The 18775-nt window shown below is 69.4% G+C and carries 19 protein-coding genes; 12 read left to right on the top strand and 7 right to left on the bottom strand.

Going from position 1 to position 18775, the window contains the following annotated elements; all coding sequences use genetic code 11:
* Window positions 1-271 precede the first annotated feature (271 nt).
* The 4 genes from AB0L00_RS18760 (at window position 272) to AB0L00_RS18745 (ending at window position 4487) form a co-directional block, all read left to right on the top strand.
* On the top strand, window positions 272-1141 hold the full coding sequence (locus AB0L00_RS18760) for an LLM class flavin-dependent oxidoreductase (RefSeq protein ID WP_364435378.1): 870 nt from the start codon (window positions 272-274) through the stop codon (window positions 1139-1141).
* Window positions 1087-1719: an SDR family oxidoreductase gene (locus tag AB0L00_RS18755; protein ID WP_364435435.1), complete on the top strand. Its 633-nt coding sequence runs from the start codon at window positions 1087-1089 to the stop codon at window positions 1717-1719. Before AB0L00_RS18760 ends, AB0L00_RS18755 begins: the two co-directional genes overlap by 55 nt.
* Before the next feature lie 371 nt (window positions 1720-2090).
* The gene (locus AB0L00_RS18750; RefSeq protein WP_364435375.1) at window positions 2091-3407 is read left to right on the top strand and encodes a Dyp-type peroxidase; all 1317 of its coding nucleotides are present in this window, start codon (window positions 2091-2093) and stop codon (window positions 3405-3407) included.
* Between the two features lie 24 nt (window positions 3408-3431).
* Window positions 3432-4487 carry a beta-propeller fold lactonase family protein gene (locus AB0L00_RS18745; RefSeq protein WP_364435372.1) on the top strand — a complete coding sequence of 352 codons (1056 nt, stop codon included), beginning with the start codon at window positions 3432-3434 and terminating at the stop codon, window positions 4485-4487.
* A 253-nt stretch (window positions 4488-4740) separates the two neighbouring features.
* Here the strand turns inward: AB0L00_RS18745 and AB0L00_RS18740 are convergent, their stop codons facing one another.
* A complete protein-coding gene (locus AB0L00_RS18740) occupies window positions 4741-5046 on the bottom strand; it encodes a ribonuclease E inhibitor RraB (protein ID WP_364435369.1) in 306 nt (101 codons plus the stop codon).
* Window position 5047: 1 nt separating this feature from the next.
* Window positions 5048-5194, bottom strand: a complete 147-nt coding sequence (locus tag AB0L00_RS18735) for an integrase (protein ID WP_364435366.1) — start codon at window positions 5192-5194, stop codon at window positions 5048-5050.
* A gap of 302 nt (window positions 5195-5496) precedes the next feature.
* Here AB0L00_RS18735 and AB0L00_RS18730 point away from each other — a divergent pair, with 302 nt between their 5' ends.
* Complete coding sequence (locus AB0L00_RS18730) at window positions 5497-6099, top strand: DUF6529 family protein (RefSeq protein WP_364435363.1); 603 nt, start codon at window positions 5497-5499, stop codon at window positions 6097-6099.
* Window positions 6100-6325: 226 nt separating this feature from the next.
* On the opposite strand, the gene AB0L00_RS18725 is transcribed toward AB0L00_RS18730, so the two are convergent.
* The 3 genes from AB0L00_RS18725 to AB0L00_RS18715 form a co-directional block, all read right to left on the bottom strand.
* Window positions 6326-7045 carry a DUF2637 domain-containing protein gene (locus tag AB0L00_RS18725; RefSeq protein WP_364435360.1) on the bottom strand — a complete coding sequence of 240 codons (720 nt, stop codon included), beginning with the start codon at window positions 7043-7045 and terminating at the stop codon, window positions 6326-6328.
* Between the two features lie 212 nt (window positions 7046-7257).
* The gene (locus AB0L00_RS18720) at window positions 7258-8004 is read right to left on the bottom strand and encodes a recombinase family protein (RefSeq protein WP_364435358.1); all 747 of its coding nucleotides are present in this window, start codon (window positions 8002-8004) and stop codon (window positions 7258-7260) included.
* Window positions 7938-8501: a DNA methyltransferase gene (locus AB0L00_RS18715; RefSeq protein ID WP_364435355.1), complete on the bottom strand. Its 564-nt coding sequence runs from the start codon at window positions 8499-8501 to the stop codon at window positions 7938-7940. The genes AB0L00_RS18720 and AB0L00_RS18715 overlap by 67 nt, the downstream gene beginning before the upstream one ends.
* A 689-nt stretch (window positions 8502-9190) precedes the next feature.
* On the opposite strand from AB0L00_RS18715, the gene AB0L00_RS18710 reads away from it, so the two are divergent.
* The 4 genes from AB0L00_RS18710 to AB0L00_RS18695 all read left to right on the top strand — a co-directional run bounded on the left by AB0L00_RS18710 (window position 9191) and on the right by AB0L00_RS18695 (window position 13609).
* Entirely contained in the window at window positions 9191-10861 is a 1671-nt protein-coding gene (locus tag AB0L00_RS18710; protein ID WP_364435352.1) for a hypothetical protein, read from the top strand.
* 148 nt (window positions 10862-11009) lie between these two features.
* Entirely contained in the window at window positions 11010-11756 is a 747-nt protein-coding gene (locus AB0L00_RS18705; RefSeq protein WP_345351505.1) for a GntR family transcriptional regulator, read from the top strand.
* 157 nt (window positions 11757-11913) lie between these two features.
* On the top strand, window positions 11914-13338 hold the full coding sequence (locus AB0L00_RS18700) for an amidase (protein ID WP_364435348.1): 1425 nt from the start codon (window positions 11914-11916) through the stop codon (window positions 13336-13338).
* A gap of 16 nt (window positions 13339-13354) precedes the next feature.
* Window positions 13355-13609, top strand: coding sequence for a hypothetical protein (locus tag AB0L00_RS18695; protein WP_345351499.1), 255 nt, complete (start codon window positions 13355-13357; stop codon window positions 13607-13609).
* Between the two features lie 362 nt (window positions 13610-13971).
* On the opposite strand, the gene AB0L00_RS18690 is transcribed toward AB0L00_RS18695, so the two are convergent.
* Entirely contained in the window at window positions 13972-14862 is an 891-nt protein-coding gene (locus tag AB0L00_RS18690; RefSeq protein WP_364435345.1) for a helix-turn-helix domain-containing protein, read from the bottom strand.
* Window positions 14863-14885: 23 nt separating this feature from the next.
* Here AB0L00_RS18690 and AB0L00_RS18685 point away from each other — a divergent pair, with 23 nt between their 5' ends.
* The 3 genes from AB0L00_RS18685 to AB0L00_RS18675 are packed head-to-tail and all read left to right on the top strand — an operon-like array spanning window position 14886 to window position 17675.
* Entirely contained in the window at window positions 14886-15278 is a 393-nt protein-coding gene (locus AB0L00_RS18685) for a nucleoside deaminase (RefSeq protein ID WP_364435343.1), read from the top strand.
* Window positions 15275-16243: a 2-oxoglutarate and iron-dependent oxygenase domain-containing protein gene (locus tag AB0L00_RS18680; protein ID WP_364435341.1), complete on the top strand. Its 969-nt coding sequence runs from the start codon at window positions 15275-15277 to the stop codon at window positions 16241-16243. The genes AB0L00_RS18685 and AB0L00_RS18680 overlap by 4 nt, the downstream gene beginning before the upstream one ends.
* A 31-nt stretch (window positions 16244-16274) precedes the next feature.
* On the top strand, window positions 16275-17675 hold the full coding sequence (locus tag AB0L00_RS18675; RefSeq protein ID WP_364435339.1) for a cytosine permease: 1401 nt from the start codon (window positions 16275-16277) through the stop codon (window positions 17673-17675).
* A 635-nt stretch (window positions 17676-18310) separates the two neighbouring features.
* On the opposite strand, the gene AB0L00_RS18670 is transcribed toward AB0L00_RS18675, so the two are convergent.
* A complete protein-coding gene (locus AB0L00_RS18670; protein WP_345351484.1) occupies window positions 18311-18628 on the bottom strand; it encodes a hypothetical protein in 318 nt (105 codons plus the stop codon).
* Window positions 18629-18775: the final 147 nt, after the last annotated feature.

Raw genomic sequence — 18775 nt, 5'->3', positions numbered from 1 at the left:
GATCTCCAGTTCTGGGGGTGACGGCGCTGATACGCCCAGAATCCGTCGCGCACCCCTGCGACACCTACCGGCCCTGTCTGCCTACGCCGAGCTGGAAGAGATCACAGCGCGGTTCAGGCGACGGCAACCATCGAGCAACCAGGGCCAAGGCCCAGCTTTCCGATTCCTGCGGTCCCTCGGCGGTCCGCCGACGGGGGCCAGGCCTCGCTACTGGGGTCGCGCCCGGAGGTCCTGGGTATTCCAAGGGGCACGGGAGTAGGGGGTGTCCTGCATGAAGGTCGGTCTCGGCCTGCCCATCAGCGATTTGGCGGTCTTGTTCGACTGGGCGCGCAGAGCGGATGCCGGTCCGTTCAGTACGCTGGCCCTGTTGGACCGCCTGGTGTACGACAATCCCGAGCCGTTGGTGACGCTTGCCGCGATCGCGGGCGCCGTCGACCGGATCCGCGTGCAGACCGAGGTGCTCCTGGCTCCCCTTCGCCCACCCGCGCTGATGGCCAAACAGGTCGCCACCCTCGACCGCCTGTCCGGCGGCCGCCTCACGCTCGGCATTGGGCTCGGTGCCCGGCGCGATGACTACATAGCCGCCGGAGTCGCCCCGCATGGCCGCGGGGCGCGCCTGGACCAGATCATGAAGGATATGCGCCGGGTATGGCTCGGCGAGCCGTACGGGGAGGGGGCCGGGCCGATCGGCCCGGCGCCCGCACGCCACGGCGGCCCAGAGATCCTGTTCGGGGGTTTCAAACCGGCGGCCATCCAGCGCATCGCGCGTTTCGGGGACGGCTTGCTGTGCGCCTCGCCCATCGCTGAGATGGACGGCCTGTTCCGCGCCGCTGAGCAGGCATGGCGATCTGCCGGCCGTCCCGGCCGCCCCAAACTGGTCGCCCAGCTCAACGCCGCGCTCGGCCCCGACCGAATCATCGATGAGGCGCGCGGTGAGATTCGCCGTTACTACGGTGGGCCGCAGTACATGGAACTGCCGGCGGATTACACCGGCATGGTCGTGCGGAGAATGCTCACCACCGCAGGAGAGGTCCGTGACGCCGTCGACCGGCTCACGAACATCGGAGCCGACGAGATCATCTTCTACTGCTGGTCCTCGGACCCTGGGCAGGTCGACCGCTTCTCCGAGACCCTGGCGTAGCCGACCCCTTTGCGAGGCCGGCGGACCGCACGCTGAGCGTTCTCAACTCGCGTGATAACGGTCGGCCAGATACGATCACTGCCGCGTTGGCCGGGGTGCCAGACGTGGACAACCTGGTTATCAGTGCCACCGAACCAGGCTTCAACTCCCTGGCGGCCTTCGATGTCCCCGCGGCCGTCAAGGCCGTCACGACCAAACTGGTCGGCTACACCGAGACCGTGCGGGCCCTGTGGGACCGATTCCCCTCGGGCGGGTCTGTCGTGCTCCTCGGCGGCCTGGCCAAGGAACGCACCTACCCCGGATCCACCATGGTGACCGCCTTCAATGGAGGTATCACGGGTCTGGTGAAGACGCTGGCCGTGGAGATCGCACCTCACCGCGTCAACGCGATCCACCCGGGCGTGGTCGGAGACAGCCCGAGGTGGCGCGAGGTGCCCGACCACCCTCACCTGTCGCGTACCCCCATCGGACGCCTCGTTACGACGGCGGAGGTCGTCGACGCCACCGACTTCCTTCTCCGCAACAGCGGTGTCAACGCCCAGGACTTGTTCGTCGACGGCGGACTGCGCGTCACCTGATACATCGCCGCCTCCGGGCGTGAGTGCCGTCTTGTGCCTGGCCGACCCTGAAGGTGAGGAGATCGTCGAGGCTCGTACCAGGCGGTCGCGCGCCATCATGGTGAGTCGGCAGGAATCGAAGGTTCCGCCCGGGGTGGTCGGCACGGCCAGCACAGCGGCGAGCCCACGACGCGCCGCGACCACCATGCGGTCACCTCGTCCTGGACGTCTCTCACGTTGAGACGGCTCGCCGTGGCCATCACCCACCCGCACCCGTTTTGCGCGGATCGATGGAGAAGATCTCCTGTCAGGAGGTTTACGCGGAGCGATGCCGACGGGAGCATTTACTTACCACCAGGACCGTTTCAGGGGAGTGTTTCTGGGGGTCAGATATGGCAGGGCAGACGTCACCGGTACCGGAAGACAGCTGGGGCGGCGGGGGCTGCCCGGCCGGCTTCGGGCGGCGGTCCTTCCTGCAGGGGATCGCCGGCGCGGGCCTCGTCGCTACCGGCCGGCAACCGTCCCCTCCCCCAGGCGGGGACCAGAAGCGTGGACCGGGATATCCCGGAGAGCCCGGGAACGACGCCGCCGTCCCGTTCTACGGTGAGCATCAGGCGGGCATCACCACCCCGTCCCCCGACGCTCGGCAGGCGGCCGGGAACTTCGTCGCCTTCGATGTGACGGCTGACAACCGCAAGGAACTCACCGACCTGTTCCGTACGCTGACCGCGCGGGCCGCCTTCCTCACCGCGGGAGGCACGGCACCGACCGCACCGCCGGGCTCACCCCAGCCCGACGACGGCGTCATGGGCCCGCGAATCCCCGCCGACGCGCTGACGATCACCGTCGGTGTCGGCGCCGATCTGTTCAACGATCGTTACGGGCTGGCCGCGCGCAAACCGGTCCAGCTGGTCACCATGACGCCCTTCCACCACGACGACCTCAACCCCGCGTTGTCCAACGGCGACCTGCTGATCCAACTGTGCGCCGGGAGCCGTGACACGGCGATCCACGCGCTACTGGAGATCATCTTCCACACCAAGGGCGCGATGAGACCGCGCTGGAGCATCAACGGCATGCACAGCCCGCCGCGCCCGGTCGGTGCCTCGCGGGATTTCTTCGGGTTCAAGGACGGCATCGCCAACCCCGACCCGACCAGCACCGACCAGATGAACCAGTGGGTGTGGGTGCAGCCGGACACCGATGAGCCTGCCTGGACGGCCGGCGGCACGTACCAGGTCGTCCGCATCGTCCATTTCGATGTTGAGAAATGGCAGGGCGTCCCGCTCGCCCAGCAGGAGCGGATCTTCGGCCGCCGCAAGGTCAGCGGCGCGCCGATGTACGCCCTGGACCCGGGTGCCCCGGACACCCTGGACCCCGTCTACACCAACGACCCGGAAGGGCTGATCACCCCGCTGAACGCCCACATCCGGCTCGCCAATCCCCAGACACCCCAGACCACCGCCACCAGCACAATCCTGCGCCGCAGTTACGAGTACCAGCACAGCCCCGAGACCGGCGGAGCGCCCGACGTCGGACACGCGTTCTGCTGCTTCCAACGCCATCTCGACACCTACATCGCCATGCAGACCCGGCTGGAAGACGAGCTGTTGGTGCCCTACATCACACCGAAAGGCGGCGGCTACTTCTTCGCCCTGCCCGGCGTAAGCGACCGCCAGGACTACTACGCCCGCGGGCTGCTGGCCTGACCGACATCGCGCACGGGAGCCACCATGCATCACCAGCACGAAAAGGCGCTCCAGCGGGTATTGGGTGCCGGTGCCGGAGCGGTGCTGGCGTCCGGCCCGCTCGCCGCCTGCGCCGCCGATGAGACCGTACGCCCGGCATCCGGCACCCGTGCGGCCGTGGTGGCGGCATCCGCCGCGGCGACCGCTCCCGCGCGGGCGAGCGGGCGCGTCTACGTCACGAACCAGCTCGACAACACGCTGTCGGTGATCGACGCCCGGACGAACAAGGTCACCGCCACCGTGCAGGCCGGGACGGCACCCGAGGGTGTCGCGGTCGGCCCGAGCGACGGTCACGTCTACGTCGCCGACAACGGATCGGGCCGGGTATCGGTGCTCAGCACCGCGAACAACAAGATCACCTACACTGTGCCGGTCGGCAAGGACCCCACCGGGATCGCACTGGCCCGGGACGGCCGGCACCTGTATGTGGCCGACAGTGGCTCGAACGAGGTCTCGGTGATCGACACCCGGGCCGGCCGGGTGACCGCGACCATCCCGGTCGGCGTCTCGCCGGTGGACCTGGCCGTCAGCCCCGACGACACCACCGTCTACGTCGCCAACCAAGGATCGGCGAATCTCTCGGTCATCGACACCCGCACCGACCGGACCATTCGCACCCTGCCCGCAGGCCGGTACCCGGTGGCCGTCGCCGTCACCCCGGACGGAGGTTCGGTCTACGTTGCCAACGAGGTGAACGCGAGCGTCTCGGTCATATCACCCGCTACCGGCGAGATCACCGCGACCATTCCGACCGGAGCCGGCCCGTTCGACGTGGCACTCGCACCCGACGGTCGGTCCGCGTACGCCGCCGTCCTCGGCCCAGGCACCCTGTCCCAGATCAGCGCCCGCACCCACCACGTCTCAAGAACGGTCAACGTCGGCCCGCCGGGAGCCGACCCGTTCCGCATCGCGGTCACCCATGGCGCGATCTACGTCGCCGATCAGGGAGCGGGCACCGTCACGGTCATCGACCCGGGCTCCCTGAAGGTCACCGCCACCGTCGACGTCGGCAACAGCCCCTACGGCATAGCGACGGTCTGAGGGCCGAGCGCGGCTCTCACAGCACCGACGCCCCCGAATGCGCAGGTCAGCTGTGCCCTGCGACGAACGATGCTGCATCGCGGTCACCGCCGACGGAGGGGGAGGTCGGCAGGAAGGATCATGGGCCCCGGGGTCGAGTCACCCCTCGGACACAAGATCAGTCCCGAGTTTCGCGAGGTCAGCGGCTCGGGACTTATCGTTTCCGACCCCGGAAACGCCCCGTGATACCGCTCTGACTCGCGGGTCTGACCGGTCATCCGGACCGGTCTTCGTCCTCCGTAAGCATCGGGTCCGGCACGGAGCCGCCCGTGGTCGGGCTGTAGGCAGTCTCGCCGCCGTCATACTCACCGCCATGCCGGAGGACGATCTCCTCAACCTCCGTATGCCGTTCGGGAAGACGATCGACTTCAACGTCACGGCCAGCGAGTAGGAGCCACTGCCTCTCATCGGCGGCCGACCGGCGGATCCGCACGACGTAGTCGGCTAGATCTCTGCGGCATGCCTCGGCGGCCTCTCGGTCGCGGAAGTACGCCCAGTGCGTGTAGGAGATCGTCGCCATGTCATGAACCGCCCATGATCGCGGCCATGACGCTGACCGCCTCGCGCTGGATGGTCGGGAGGACGTGCGAGTACGTGTCGAGCGTGATGCTCACCGTGCTGTGGCCGAGACGCTCGGACACGACCTTGACGTGGACACTAGCGCGCACGCCTCTGATCAGCGGAAACTCGTACACCACGTCCGGGGACGCAACCTCGCGACGATCAGCCAGTGCCCCACGGACAGCTCCCCCATCGTGGTCTCCCTCTTGTGTGTGCCGACATGTGCAGCGCACGCGCGGGGTGCACTCACTGAGAGATAGACCGCGAGGTTACGGCCCCGTACGCGCCGTCACGAGCAGGTACGCGCGGACCTCGCTGACCGTCGTCCCACTGGACCACAGAGCGGCGTCTTCGCTGTAACCCATGCGCCTATCTCTTACCGAAGACGCGATACAAGGTCGCCGAGATCGTGTCGCCTGCGGCGCCGAAAGCTGATCACGAAGGGAATCAGACGAACGTGGGAGCAGAGCGGAGGACGTCAAACTGCCGGGCCGGGCTGCGGCTGATCGCAGCTGCCGGCCTCACCCTCGCGGTGACGGCGGTCTTGTACGTGTTCGGCCGGACACGAACGCCGGACTACGCCAGCAGCCTGTTCGGACGCCATGGCAACGAGGCGAACCTGCTGAAGGCCCAACTGGGCACCGCCCTGCTGTGCCTTGCGATCTACCAGCTCATATTGGCGCTGTGGATGTACAGACGACTACCCGGTGCGGGCGCCGCTCCCCGCCCGGTACCTCTGGCCCACCGCATCGGCGGAGCCGTGGTGCTCGCACTCTCGCTACCCATCGCCTACCACTGCATTACCGCCTACGGAGTAGAGACCTATAACGCCCGGGTCGCCCTGCATTCCCTCGCCGGTTGCTTCTTCTACGGCGCATTCGCCGCGAAGGTCCTCCTCGTCCGCAGCCGACACCTGCCCGCTTGGGCGTTGCCGCTCGCCGGCGGCACCCTCGTCAGCCTCATCGCGATCCTGTGGTCCTCTGCGGCGCTCTGGCAGTTGGCTCACCCATAGCAGGTGCGGTTATGTCGGGTCGGGCCGACCTGGCGGCAGTTCCTCCCAGCGTGTCGCACAGCCAGACGACGAGCCTTATTCATAAGCCTCGTCGATGTCGCCATCTGCGAGGCATTCCGATGGCCGTCAGCCAGGGCGTCGAGCGCGCCTTGCCGACGACGATCAAGCGGACGGTGTATGTGCGGCCCTTTGTCCAACGGCCTGAGTCGTCCAGGACCGGTCATGTTCACCGCGCCGCCTGGGCGGGCGAGTTGTCGGCCTCGGGAAAGGAGGTGAGTGAACCGGCGAGGCCGGCGTTCTTGACCAGGCGCCCCCACCGGGGACTCCGCTCGAACCGTCGCCCGATCGCCGCGCCACCGGGTAGCACGCCGTTCTCCGCCCGGTACGCAAGTGCCCACTGCCAGGCCTCCAACTGCAAGCGCCTGCGAAGACCAGACACCGGCAAGCCGTCGTTTCCAACATCCTCCGGTACGGACTCGGCCGCTACAGGTGCAGACCTTGCATCTTCTACGTCCGGGGCGTCGCGTTCGGCCGGATCCAACAAACGCATCCGTAGCTGCCCCTGCAGAAGGTGATAGGCCCCGACAAAGGCGAATGAGGGCCACGCGGCGATCACCCGACCGACCACCGTCGGCTCGGCGACCTCTACATTCGCGGCCAGGCTCGCCAGGCTTCCGACGATGAGCAGAGTCCACGGAAGCCAGAGGATGCTGATTCCGGTCCGGCTGGCCAGAAGGACTGACATCGATGATGCGACGACCATCCCGTCAACGCTGAGCGGGATCAGCATCGCATTCAGTGCCGTCTCACCGTGCCGGAGGGCGAGTTCGTGCATGTGGCCGAAGCTCACTACCGCAGCGATCAGCGCGAGGAATACGACACTGACCGTGGTGATACGGCGAATACAGACGTCGGCCGAGCCCTTCGGCGTACGGTGGTTTTGCACCGCCGCTCACCTGCTTCCCAGCAGGAACGAGTGGGTGAGGGCGAGCGGATGTGCGTTCGGCTCCAGTCCGGTCGGACACACAGTTTGTACATGGCCGGTTGTTTGTGGGCATGACAGAGCGCCGTCGTGTGCCTGGCCTTCGGCCAGGCACCGAGCGTGACTACCGCCCAGGCTTCTCCTTCCGGTGGTGCGGTGGCTCGGGCGCTCGGGCGTCAGCGGGCGTGGTCGATGGTGACCTTCACCCCTTCGTGAGTGTCCGCCCGGAGGCTGCGAGTTTCGGGGTCGTAGGTCAACGTGATGTTCTCCCTTCGCAAGTAGCCAATGACGTTCGCGGCGTTGAGCTGCGCGTTCGCAGGGCCTGGATCGGTCAGGAGGGTGTACAGCGCCGGCAGGTGCGCCAGGACGTGATCCTCGCGGATGTAGAGGTTCTTCGGCCGATCGAGGTCTGTTTTGGAGGCGCTGGTGCGGCCGTGCCGGCAGCGGTAGGCCGCCCGGTTGTTGGACCAGCACGATTCCATGCGACGCCCGCAGATCCCGCATCGCAGCAGCCCGGCCAACCGGTAACAGCGATTCGGGTCAGGGCTGCCACGTGGGGCGCGGATGTTCTGGGCCGCGACGAAGTCGATTTCACTGACCAGCGCCGGGTGCGCGGGCCGGTGAGAGATCACCCAGCCGTCGGGCAGATTCCACCGCTGCACTTGGCGATGCCCGAGCCCGGTATCGGCTGGATCGATCAGATCATGTTCGGTGGATTGGCGGTTCCACACCTGCCGCCCGGTGTAACGAGGGTTGGCCAGGATGCTCCGCACCGTGGTGTGCGTCCACTCCCGCCCGGATCGGTGGGCGTTGCGCTCCGGATCGGCGGCCGACGGGCAGGGGATCTCCGCGTCGTTCAACGCGCGGGCGATCCGGGCCACGCTGTGCCCGGCCAGGCGCTGAGCGAAGATCCACTTGACCATCGGGGCAGTGTCCGGGTCCGGTTCCAGCCGGTGGGCCCGCCGCCCCCACGCGGCATGCGCCCGGCGATGGAGTTGCGGATGATCCATCCGTCGTCGTTCAACGCGAAGGCCAGTTGCCAGGGCAGACCGATCAGCGATGAGACGGGAAGGCCGGTCATCGACTGATCGCGGGTGATCCGGCTGTGCTTGCCACGGGGCGAGTAGGCCCTCCCGGTGCTGAGCGCGTACTGATCGCTGATGGCGAGCCATGCGGTTCCTGTGTCCGTCAGGACGCGGTGGGCTTCGGCGAAGACGCGGCGTAGCGCCGCGATGTAGAGGGCGGGCGTCGGCTCGTGGCCGTAGCCCGATGAGGATGGCGGCTGTGTGTGGTCTGGGGTCCACGGCGGTGGGCTGGTGACGATGCAGTCCACCGAGCCGTCCGCTATCTCCTCCAGCACCTCGCGGGCGTCCCCGAGGTACAGCGTCGCCGTCGTGTCGTGCCAGCAGGGTTCGCGCACCGGATCAGTCCTTCCTGCGGGGGCCTGTTGGGGCGCGATTGTTGGCATGAGCCTCATAGGAAGCTCATACGACCGGCAATGACCTGGGACTTCCGCCACCGGCGCCATGCGGGGTGCCGAGGATGTCTGCCGCTGGGTTTCCGGCAAACGCGGCGCTTCGAAGCCAGACTGTCGCCCATGCCGCACGCGCTCCGTGGCGAAGTGCCGCTACGGCACCATGGCGGTACCGGGGTCCCCGCAGCATCTCGGGCGCGGCACATCGGCGGCAAGGACGGCACCTGACTGCTGCCGCTCGATCTCGCGGATCTGGCGGGCGTCTGCCCCTGCACCGCACTGCTCGCAGACGTTCGAGCTGTCCACCGGTACGGGATCGGGTCGGTGGGCTGCTGGAAGTGGACGGCGAGCCGATTGCCGGCCCGGTAGGCGTCCAGTCCGGCAGGGTCGCTTGCCGCTCCCCAGGTCGCCTCCCGTCGTCGCGCCCTGCGGTCGCCGCCGGGACCGCACCCGGTGACATTCGGCGCTATCCGGCGCTATCCGGCGAAACGCCCAGTCCTGCTCGCGATTGCGCAGCTCAGCGCCTGTGGCCCATGGCCGACTGGCGGCGTAACAGGGCGCAATCGCTCCGTCATTCCGCGGCAACTCGCCCTTCTTAGCGTCCCGGACGGGGATCGACGCAACGAAGGAGAGACATGGATCTCGCGGAGAATCCGGCGCTGGAGGACTACTCGCTCCGCTACGCGCCCAGCGCCTTCCGTTCCTGGTCGCCATGGATGATCTTCTTGAGCTGCCTGGTCGGCCTGTCGGCCATGGCCGGCTACGCGCTCGACGCCGCGTTCGTGAACGCCTTCGGATTCGGCAATGCGCTCATCGGCTTCGCGGTCGCCACGGCGGTGACCTTCCCGCTGACCCTGGTCGCCGCGTTCGCCATCGCGCGCCGGCACATCGACATCGACCTGCTCACCCGTGGCGCCGGCTTCGGCTACCTGGGGTCGACGCTCACCTCGCTCGTCTACGCCACGTACACCCTGATCTTCCTCGCGTACGAGGGCGCCATCATGGCGCAGGCGCTGACCGCCCTGACGCACCTCGAACTGCACATCGCGTACGCGGTCGTCGCCGTGGTGATGATCCCGCTGACGGTGTACGGCATGACGTTCAGCGCGAGGTTCCAGGCGTGGACGTGGCCGATCTGGGTCGCGCTGATCGGGCTGGCGCTCTGGTCGGCGGCGACCGCCCCGCACGCGGTGCACCACATGGTCAAGCCGCACGTTCCCGCAGCGGCGGCCACCGGGGTCACCGTGCTGGCGGTGTTCACGATCGCCGCCGCCCAGCTCTCCCTCGCCGCGCAGGTCGGCGAGCAGGGCGACTATCTGCGGTTGATGCCCGATCCACGGCCGGGCCGCGCCGGCCGGTGGAAGCTCGCGGTGATCTTCGGCGGGCCGGGCCTGACGTTGTTCGCGGTGGTGATCTTCTTCGCGTCGACGCTCCTCGTCGGGTACGCCGAGACGCAGACCACGCCGGACCGGGCGGCCGAGCCGGTGGAACTGTTCACCGTGGTCTACCAGCGGATGACCGGCAGCCACACGGTGGCGCTCGTACTCGCCGGCCTGCTCGTCCTGCTCTCCCAGATCAAGATCAACATCATGAACACCTACTCGGGGTCGCTGTCCTGGTCGAACTTCTTCTCCCGGCTGCTGCACCGTCACCCGGGCCGGGCGGCGTGGGTGTTCCTGCAGGTGGCGCTCGCGCTGCTGCTCATGGAGCTGGACGTCTACCACCACATCGTCACGGTCCTCGCCTGGTACGCGAACCTCGGGATCGCCTGGATCGCCGCCGTCGGCTCCGACCTGCTCCTCAACAAGCGGCTGCTCAAGCTGTCCCCGCCGGGTGTGGAGTTCCGTCGCGCCCATCTCTACAACGTGAACCCGGTCGGCTTCGGCTCGATGGTGGTCGCGGCGGTCGTCGCGATCGTCGCCTACTACGGGGTGTTCGGGGCGACCGCCGCCGCGCTCTCGCCGTTCATCGCGCTGGTCCTGGCGTTCCTGCTGCCACCGATCCTCGCGGGCGCCACGCGTGGCCGCTGGTACATCGCGCGTACGAGCGACCTGCCGGCGGACGCGGAGGTGCTGCCGTGCGCGGTCTGCGCCGGTTCGTACGACACCGCGGACATGGCCACCTGCCCGTTCCACGACGGGACGATCTGCTCACTGTGCTGCTCGACCGAGGGCTCGTGCCGCGACCGGTGTAAACCGAACGCCTGGCGCCCGGCCGGGGAGCCGACACTCCTCGGCATGCCGGAGAAGCGCGCGGCGACCCTGCCCGCGGTGGCCACCGCGTCCGCCGAGGAGATGGGGCGGTGACGACCGAGTGCAGCGAGGGAAGCGAAAGCACGGTCGGCTCTCCGGCGAAGGAGGGCTCGTGACGACGTCGCTCATGACCAGGCCGCGTAACACCCGGATAATGGACCGGGAATCACCGCGAAATCGAACGCCCGTAATGTGCCCGCCCATGGCTGCTCGGGGACACGGACCGGGAGGAGCGCATGACGCCCAGGTCCGTCGCCTGCGCGACCTGCTGCGCTCGGCGGTCCTGCGCGGCCGCTTCGACGGCGGCCAGTTGCCCGGCGAAGCGGAGCTGATGGCCTCCTACGGCGCGACCCGGGCGACGGTACGCGAGGCCCTTGACCTGCTCCGCCGCGAAGGGCTGATCGACCGGCGGCAGGGAGTCGGCACCCACGTCGTCGTCAACGCCGTCCTGGCCCGGATGGCCGAGGCGCACGGCGCGGCCGACCCGATGGCGGACAGCATCTTCAACCGGCGGATGCGTCCCCGCGTGCTCGACCGCTCGGAGGTTCCGCTGCCCGCGGTCGCCGCCGAACGCCTCGGCGCGCCTCCCGGCGCGCCGTGCCTCCGGTTGGAGTACGTCGCCCTGGTCGAGGACGAACCGACCGCGCTGGCCACCAACTACGTGCTGTTCCCGGAGGGTGAGCGACTGCTCGCCCCGCCGTTCGACTCCGACTGGTACGCCCTACTACGCGAGGCGGGTCTCCGCTTCGGCGAGTCGGAGTTCATCATGGGCTGCTCTGCAGCCGATCCGGCCACGGCGTCGCTGCTCGCCGTCGCCGAGGGCGCTCCGCTGATCACGTTCGAGCAGGTGATCCGCGATCCGGACGGGCGGCCGTTCAACCTGGCGCACATTCACACGCGCGGCGACCGCTTCCTCTTCGTGTCCCGCGCCGTACGGGCCACACCGTGACGTCGCGTCCCGGACGTCCCGTCGAGTCCTGACTCCGCGTCGTCGCAATGACCCGGCTGAAGCCCGGGCCCGCACCGTCCACCGTACGGACGGCCGTGCGGGTCCCCGTCCCCCGGCCGCCGTACGGGCGGTCGCGTCCCCCTTGGAGGAAATCCGGATGGAGACACCCCTGACCGTGACCGAGGCCGCGGCGGCCCTGCGCGCGGGAACGGTGACGAGCACCGAACTGACCCGCGCGGCGATCGCCCAGGCCGACCGGCTCGACGGCGAACTCGGCACGTACCTCGCCCGCTTCGACGAGACCGCGCTCGCCGCGGCCGAACGCGCCGACCGGGAGCTCGCGGACGGCGTCGACCGCGGTCCCCTGCACGGCATCCCGTTCGGTGTGAAGGACATCCTCGCCGTGTCCGAGGGACCGACGACGGCGCAGAGCCTGATCCTCGACCCGGAGTGGGGGGCCGGCAAGGACGCTCCCGTGGTCGCCCGGCTCAAGGCCGCCGGAGCGGTGATCACCGGCAAGGTCACGACGATGGAATTCGCCTGCGGCATGCCCGACCCGAGCAAGCCGTTCCCGATCCCCCGGAACCCCTGGGACACCGCCACCTGGCCGGGCGGGTCGAGTTCCGGTACGGGCAGCGGTGTCGCGGCCGGCATGTTCCTCGCCGGACTCGGCACCGACACCGCCGGCAGCATCCGCATCCCGTCGGCGTACTGTGGGGTGACCGGGCTGATGCCGACGTTCGGCCGGGTGCCGAAGTCCGGGTGCGCGCCGCTCGGCTACAGCCTCGACCACGTCGGCCCGCTGGCCCGCAGCGCCCGCGACTGCGCCGCCGTCCTTGAGATCATCGCGGGCCGCCATCCGAGTGACCCGGACTGCATCGACCAGCCGTTCACCATGCCGGACCTGGATGGTTCGCTGGAGGGCGTACGGATCGGCGTGGTCCGCGAGCACCACTTCCCCGAGGGCGCGGACCCGGCGCTCGCCCCGGCGTTCGACGGAGCACTCGCCGCCCTCACCGGTCTCGGCGCCACGCTCACCGAGATCTCGCTGCCGTACTGGCCGGAGATGCTCGTCGCCAACATCGTCACCATGGCCTCCGAGGCGCTCGCCTACCACCGCAACGACCTGGCCGGACGGTGGGAGGACTACTTCTCCGCGACCCGGCTGCTGCTGGCCCGCGGCGCGCTCGTGTCGGGCGCGGACTACGTTCAGGCCCAGCGCGTCCGGCGGGTCGCGCAGGACGCGGTGACCCGGCTGTTCGACGACGTCGACGTCATCGTCTGCCCCACCACGGCGACGGGCGCGCCGCGCTATGAGGACGTCACCGACGCCGACGGCAACATCAACATCGAGGGGATGTTCCAGTACATCTTCACGCAGTACTGGGACTGCATCGGCAATCCCGTTCTCGCCGCGCCGATGGGCTTCACCGCGTCCGGCCTGCCGCTGTCGATCCAGTTCGCCGGCCCGGCCTTCGGTGAGGCCGCGATTCTCGCCACCGGCGACGCCTTCCAGCAGGTCACCGACTGGCACCGTCGCGTGCCCGAACTCGCCGCCGCCCCCGCCCCCGTCACCGCCTGATCCGAGGAGAACACCGATGACCACCACCCCGTCGCCCATCGCACCGCCCGGCCCGGCCGCCGCACCGGACGCGCAGGCGCTCGCCGACGTCGGCGTACTGCTGATGCGTGCCGGCCTGGCCCTCAGCGAGCCGGAGACCGCCCTGCTGGCCGCCGGGTACGAGGCGCAGAACGCCGGGATCACCCTGCTGTACGCGTTGCCCGAGGCCCGCTACGTCGACCCCGCGCTCCGATTCCGCGCCGACGCCCGGATCGTCGACTGGGCCGACTGAACCGGCCGGCCGCGCACCGCCGAGTGTGGGACTTCTCCCGCGACGGTTCTGCGGCGGTCCGGCGGCAGCCGCCGGGACCGTGAGTCCTCTTCAGCCCGGTTCGGATGGCCGGTGGGTGTGGTGCCGGGGCGCGGCCCGGCACCACACGTCGGTCGGGTCGGTGGGATCTAGCGGGCGGTGAGGGTCCAGAGGTGGTATCCCGGCCGTTCGACCGTCAGTATGCCAACGGACGTCAGCTCGAACCTGATGGATCTGGGGGGCTAGACGCTATGCACACCCGCCCCGTGTCGCCTCTCGGGTCACACTTCGTCTTCCGCCTCGCGTACCGCGCGTCCTGAAGGGCGCTTCGTGCCGACAAGGGATCAGCGGCCGGTGACACGGTGGGCGGCGGTGGCCAGGAGCAGGGCGGCGTGCACGTCGGGGTCGGTGACCGTGTGGCCGAGGAGTGCCTCGATGCGCTGCAGGCGCTGGTAGAAGGACTGGCGGCGCAGATGGAGCACTGCCGCGGTGCGGGTGGCGCTGCAGCCGTGCAGCAGGAAGGTCTCCAGGGTGCGCACGAGGTCCGTACGGTGCGCGGCGTCCCACTCCACGAGCGGGCCGATGGTGTGGCGGACCAGGTGGTCGAGGTGGCCGCTTCCGCCGTGGCGCGTGAGTTCCAGGTCGAGGGCGATGGCACGCGCGCTGATCAGCCGGGAGCCTGGCCGCAGGTCCAGGGCGGCCCGGGCGTCGCGCAGCGAACCCCCGAGTTCGCCGACCTCGGTCGCCGGATATCCGACGGCGATCCGCACCTGCGGCGCGCTCAACCGCCGAAGCGCCTCATCGAGCGCCTGCTGCGCCGCGCCGACCACGTCACCGACGCTGCGGGGGACGGCGAGGACGCCCAGGACGAGCCGCGACACCCGGCCGCGCAGCGCGGGCGTATGCAGGATGCGGGCGGCTCGGTCGACGACGGCCAGCGCGGCCGCGGTCTCCAGCGCGTCGGCGGCGAGCCCGATGAGCAGGTGATCCGCCGCCGGACGAAAACCCGCCAGCGCCGCCCGTACCGACGACTCGGCCTGGCCTTCGGCGGTGCCCTCCAGCAGGTCGGTGAGCAGGGCGGCGGCCAGCCGGTCGGGCTCGCGCGGCGGGTCTCCGGTGCGCAGCATCGCCAGCGCCAGCGCGACCGTGGTCCGCTCCAGTGCCACCGCCAAGTCCTCGGCGGGCAGCGGAGAGCCCGGCCCGGCGACCAGCCGTCCCCACGTCGTCCCCAGCACGGTGACCGGCGCCTCGGCCAGCGGTGTCTCCGTGGCCCGCCACGCCTCGCGGTCGCCGGCGACGCCGTGCGCGGCGACCAGCGCTCCGTTCTCGGCGATCAGGACCGGACGGCGACCCGTCGACGCACGGCGAGACCGCGGCGTTCCGCGCGGCCGGCCGGCAGCCCACGTACCGCGGCACCACCATGACCACGACGCTGTCGCCGTGCTGGTACTGCAGCGGGCTGATCCTGCAGTTCGGCATATCCCGGCTGGTCGTCGGCGAGGCGCGGACGTTCGAGGGCCGCCACGAGTGGCTGGCCGGGCACGGTGTCGAGGTCGTCGTGCTCGACGACCCGGAGTGCGCCGAGCTCATGACGGCCTTCATCAAGGAACACCCCGGCATCTGGAACGAGGACATCGGAGAGAGCTCATGAGCGCGAGTGGCGTCGTTCCCGTTATCGACCTCACCGCCTGGTTCGAGGGCGACGCCACCGCCCGGGCGGACGTCGCGGCGCGCGTCGACGCGGCCCTGCGGGAGATCGGTTTCCTCGTGGTCACCGGGCACGGCGTGCCGGCCGCGTTGCGCGAACGGATCCGGGCGGCGGCCAAACGGTTCTTCGCGCTCCCCGACGCGCTGAAGGAACCGTACGCCGTCACGGTCGGCGAGCGCGGCTGGCTGCCGCCCGGCGTCGAGGCCAACGGCTACGCCGAGGGAACGCCGACCCCGCCGGACCTGAAGGAGACGTTCGCGGTCGGCGCCGACCGGCCGACCGGCGACGCGGAGATCGACGCCGAGTGGTTCCTGTCGAATGTCTGGCCTGCCGAGGAGCCTGAGCTCGAGCCGTTGCTCACCGACTACCTCGGCCGGATGCGGACGCTCGCCGACGAGCTGCTGACACTCTGCGCGGCGGCGCTCGGGCTCGCACCGGACTTCTTCACGGCCAGGACAGGACACCCCTCGTACACGCTGAACATCAACCGGTATCCGCCGTTGTCCCAGGTGGGACCGGCCGAGCCGGGACAGTTCCGCATCGGCCCGCACACCGACTTCGGCACGGTCACGATCCTCGACCGGCAGAACGGTGTCGGCGGCCTGCAGGTCTACAGCCCGGACGGCGGCTGGGTGAACGCGCCGTACGTCGAGGACTCCTTCACCATCAACATCGGCGACCTGCTGGCCCGCTGGACAGGTGACCGCTGGCGGTCGAACCGGCACCGCGTCCTGCCGCCGGATCCCAGCGCCCCGGACGAGGAACTCGTCTCGCTCATCTACTTCTACGAGTGCGATCCGGGCGCCGTGATCGAGTCCATCGCGGCACCGATCGGCCGGGTAACCCACGAGCCGGTGCGCGCCTCCGACTACCTCCTCGACAAGCTCAACGCCATCACGATGGGCTGAGCGCTCCCCCGCTGGATCGAAAGGCACGCCCATGACGGTGCTCAAGAAGCCTGTTCCCTCCCTGGACGTACGGGAGGGCACGTACGGCGAGAAGGTCGCGGCGGTCGAGCCCGGCGGCGCGGAGTTCATTCCGCTCGCCGAGCGCCACGGCAGGCCACGGCAGCTGCTGTGGACCTGGACGTCGCCGAACCTGGAGTTCGCCACCGTGTTCCTCGGTGTGCTCGCGGTCGCCGCGTTCGGGCTGAACTTCTGGCAGGCGGCGCTGGCGATCATCGTCGGCACGGTCCTCGGCTCGGTCACCCACGGCGTGCTGTCCGCGCGCGGCCCGGCGCACGGCGTGCCGCAGATGGTGCTGAGCCGGATCTCCTTCGGACACTGGGGCAACGCCCTGCCGGCCGGGCTGAACGCCGTCGTCGCGGGGATCGGCTGGTTCGCGGTCAACAGCGTCAGCGGCGCGCTCGCGCTGAACACGCTGACCGGCTGGCCGAAGGCGCTCTGCCTCGTCATCGTGGTCGTGGCCATGGTGGTCCTGGCCTTCTTCGGGCACAACCTCGTGCACGCCTTCGAGAAGTACGCCCTGCCGGTGCTCGCGGTGATCTTCGCCGTGGCCTCCCTGATCATCCTGGCGAAGTCGCATCCCGGCGCTCCGGGTCACGGCGGCGGCCTGGGCGGCTTCCTGCTGACCGTCGGCGCGACGTTCGGGTACGCGGCCGGCTGGAACCCGTACGCGGCGGACTACACGCGCTACCTCCCCGCGGACAGCAGCCGGCGGGCCGTCGGCCTGTACGCCGGGCTCGGCGTGTTCGTCTCCTGCCTGGTCCTGGAGATCGTCGGGGCGGCGTCCGTCACGATCGGCGGCGACGCGCTGGGCCAGCCCACCTCGGCCTTCACCGGGCACCTCCCGACGGCCGTCGCCGACCTCACGCTGCTGGCCATCGCGCTCGGCGGCATCGCGGCCAACGCGCTGAACGTCTACTCGGGGGCGATGTCCTTCGTCGCCCTGGGCATCAAGCTGCCGCTGACGCTGCGGCGAGCCATCGTCGCCGTCGTGTTCGGCGCGATCGGCTTCGTCGTCGCGCTGTCCGGCCTGCACGACGCCGGGCAGAAGTACGAGGCGTTCCTCCTGGTGATCTCGTACTGGATCGGTCCCTGGCTGGCCGTGTTCCTGCTCGACCAGTATCTGCGGCGCGGAACCGACGTGGACGGCCTTCTGTTCGACCGGCGGCACCGCAACTGGGCCGGGCCGGTTGCCATGGTGGTCGGCGTGGTGCTGTCGGTGTGGCTGTTCTCCAACCAGCAGAAATACGTCGGACCCGTGCCGAAGCACGTCAAGTCCGTCGGTGACATCGCCTTCGAGGTCGGCTTCGTGATCTCGGCCCTGGTGTACCTCGTGCTGTGGCGGCCGAAGGCCGGCCGCGCCGGGGAGGCGTAGAGCGGCTGGCACGACCTCCCGCGGGCCAGGGCGACTCGGCAAGGTCATGTGTTACATCAAGGCGGAGGTCCCTCCCGCCGGTCGCCCCGTTGCGCCGGCCAGTCGGAGAGGCCGTCCAGGGCAGAGCGGGAGAATCGGGGAGGGCGGGGAGAGATGTCCCGCACAAACCGCAGCCCTCGCTCACAGGTCTCCGGAGACGAGCGTCTCGGCGCCGGAAGCGGCGCGGGCCGCTCGGCCGGAATGTGGCATGCTTCGGGCATTCACCGCCCAGCACGCACGCGAGGCGACCATCGCCTTGATGCGTTCGTGCTCCGGCGGGGTACGGCCGTTGGTCGGATGGGGGTCACATCCCGCACCGAGAAAATACCGAACTGCATGAGGGCCTCTTTATTCCGGCAACGTGTGTGTGCGGGAAATGTAGGCACCGGTCGGACGGCCTTCATGGTCTGTGCGTGCAGAGGAGCTTGCCCGTCAGCGCCCTGACTCGGCCCGCCGCCTGTCTCTACCGACTCCCCATCCGACCACGGCTTCACCCTCGCAGATGCTGGTGATCAGCCGGGACGATTAGAGTCACTGCGGCAGGTCCCGCGACACCTTGCCTGACCGGCTCGTCCCCATCTCTGGATCCAAGGATCCTACGGCGCGGGCGGCGGCGGACCACCGATGTAGGTGTTGTACAGCTCTGATAGCAACCTGCCGACTGTGCTGTCCTTCAGCGGTCGCTTATGGAAGCGGAAGGTCCAGCCTTTCTCCGGATGCCGCTCGATCTTGAGCTCGGCGCTGAACGCGTACAGCACGAGCGCCCCGATGACCACGGCTCCGACGGCGTCGCGCTCGATGCGACCATCGTCGCTGTCGATGGCGGACCGAACTCGTCCGGGCTCCACATCTGCCAGGTGCCGTAGTGCGAGCCTGGCAAGATCGCCGCCGGACGAAGCCTCACCCGGAACCACGAACTCGGTCAGCTGGCCCCCCTGACCGCCATCACCGAGTTACATCATTCCTACAGATGTGTACTTGCGCTCCGCGCGCACCCGGGAGGTCCTTGGATCGCTGCTATACGAGCAATCACGACGCAGCGTTGACGGATGAGTTGTCGG

Source organism: Actinoallomurus sp. NPDC052308, assembly GCF_040679195.1.
Lineage (GTDB): Bacteria > Actinomycetota > Actinomycetes > Streptosporangiales > Streptosporangiaceae > Actinoallomurus > Actinoallomurus liliacearum.
This window is presented reverse-complemented; position numbering and strand designations above follow the sequence as displayed.

Coding starts and splice junctions, on each gene's coding strand:
- AB0L00_RS18760 (WP_364435378.1), top strand. CDS start 272: ATGAAGGTCGGTCTCGGCCTGCCCATCAGCGATTTGGCGGTCTTGTTC.
- AB0L00_RS18750 (WP_364435375.1), top strand. CDS start 2,091: ATGGCAGGGCAGACGTCACCGGTACCGGAAGACAGCTGGGGCGGCGGG.
- AB0L00_RS18745 (WP_364435372.1), top strand. CDS start 3,432: ATGCATCACCAGCACGAAAAGGCGCTCCAGCGGGTATTGGGTGCCGGT.
- AB0L00_RS18740 (WP_364435369.1), bottom strand. CDS start 5,046: ATGGCGACGATCTCCTACACGCACTGGGCGTACTTCCGCGACCGAGAG.
- AB0L00_RS18720 (WP_364435358.1), bottom strand. CDS start 8,004: ATGGTCAAGTGGATCTTCGCTCAGCGCCTGGCCGGGCACAGCGTGGCC.
- AB0L00_RS18710 (WP_364435352.1), top strand. CDS start 9,191: ATGGATCTCGCGGAGAATCCGGCGCTGGAGGACTACTCGCTCCGCTAC.
- AB0L00_RS18705 (WP_345351505.1), top strand. CDS start 11,010: ATGGCTGCTCGGGGACACGGACCGGGAGGAGCGCATGACGCCCAGGTC.
- AB0L00_RS18700 (WP_364435348.1), top strand. CDS start 11,914: ATGGAGACACCCCTGACCGTGACCGAGGCCGCGGCGGCCCTGCGCGCG.
- AB0L00_RS18695 (WP_345351499.1), top strand. CDS start 13,355: ATGACCACCACCCCGTCGCCCATCGCACCGCCCGGCCCGGCCGCCGCA.
- AB0L00_RS18680 (WP_364435341.1), top strand. CDS start 15,275: ATGAGCGCGAGTGGCGTCGTTCCCGTTATCGACCTCACCGCCTGGTTC.
- AB0L00_RS18675 (WP_364435339.1), top strand. CDS start 16,275: ATGACGGTGCTCAAGAAGCCTGTTCCCTCCCTGGACGTACGGGAGGGC.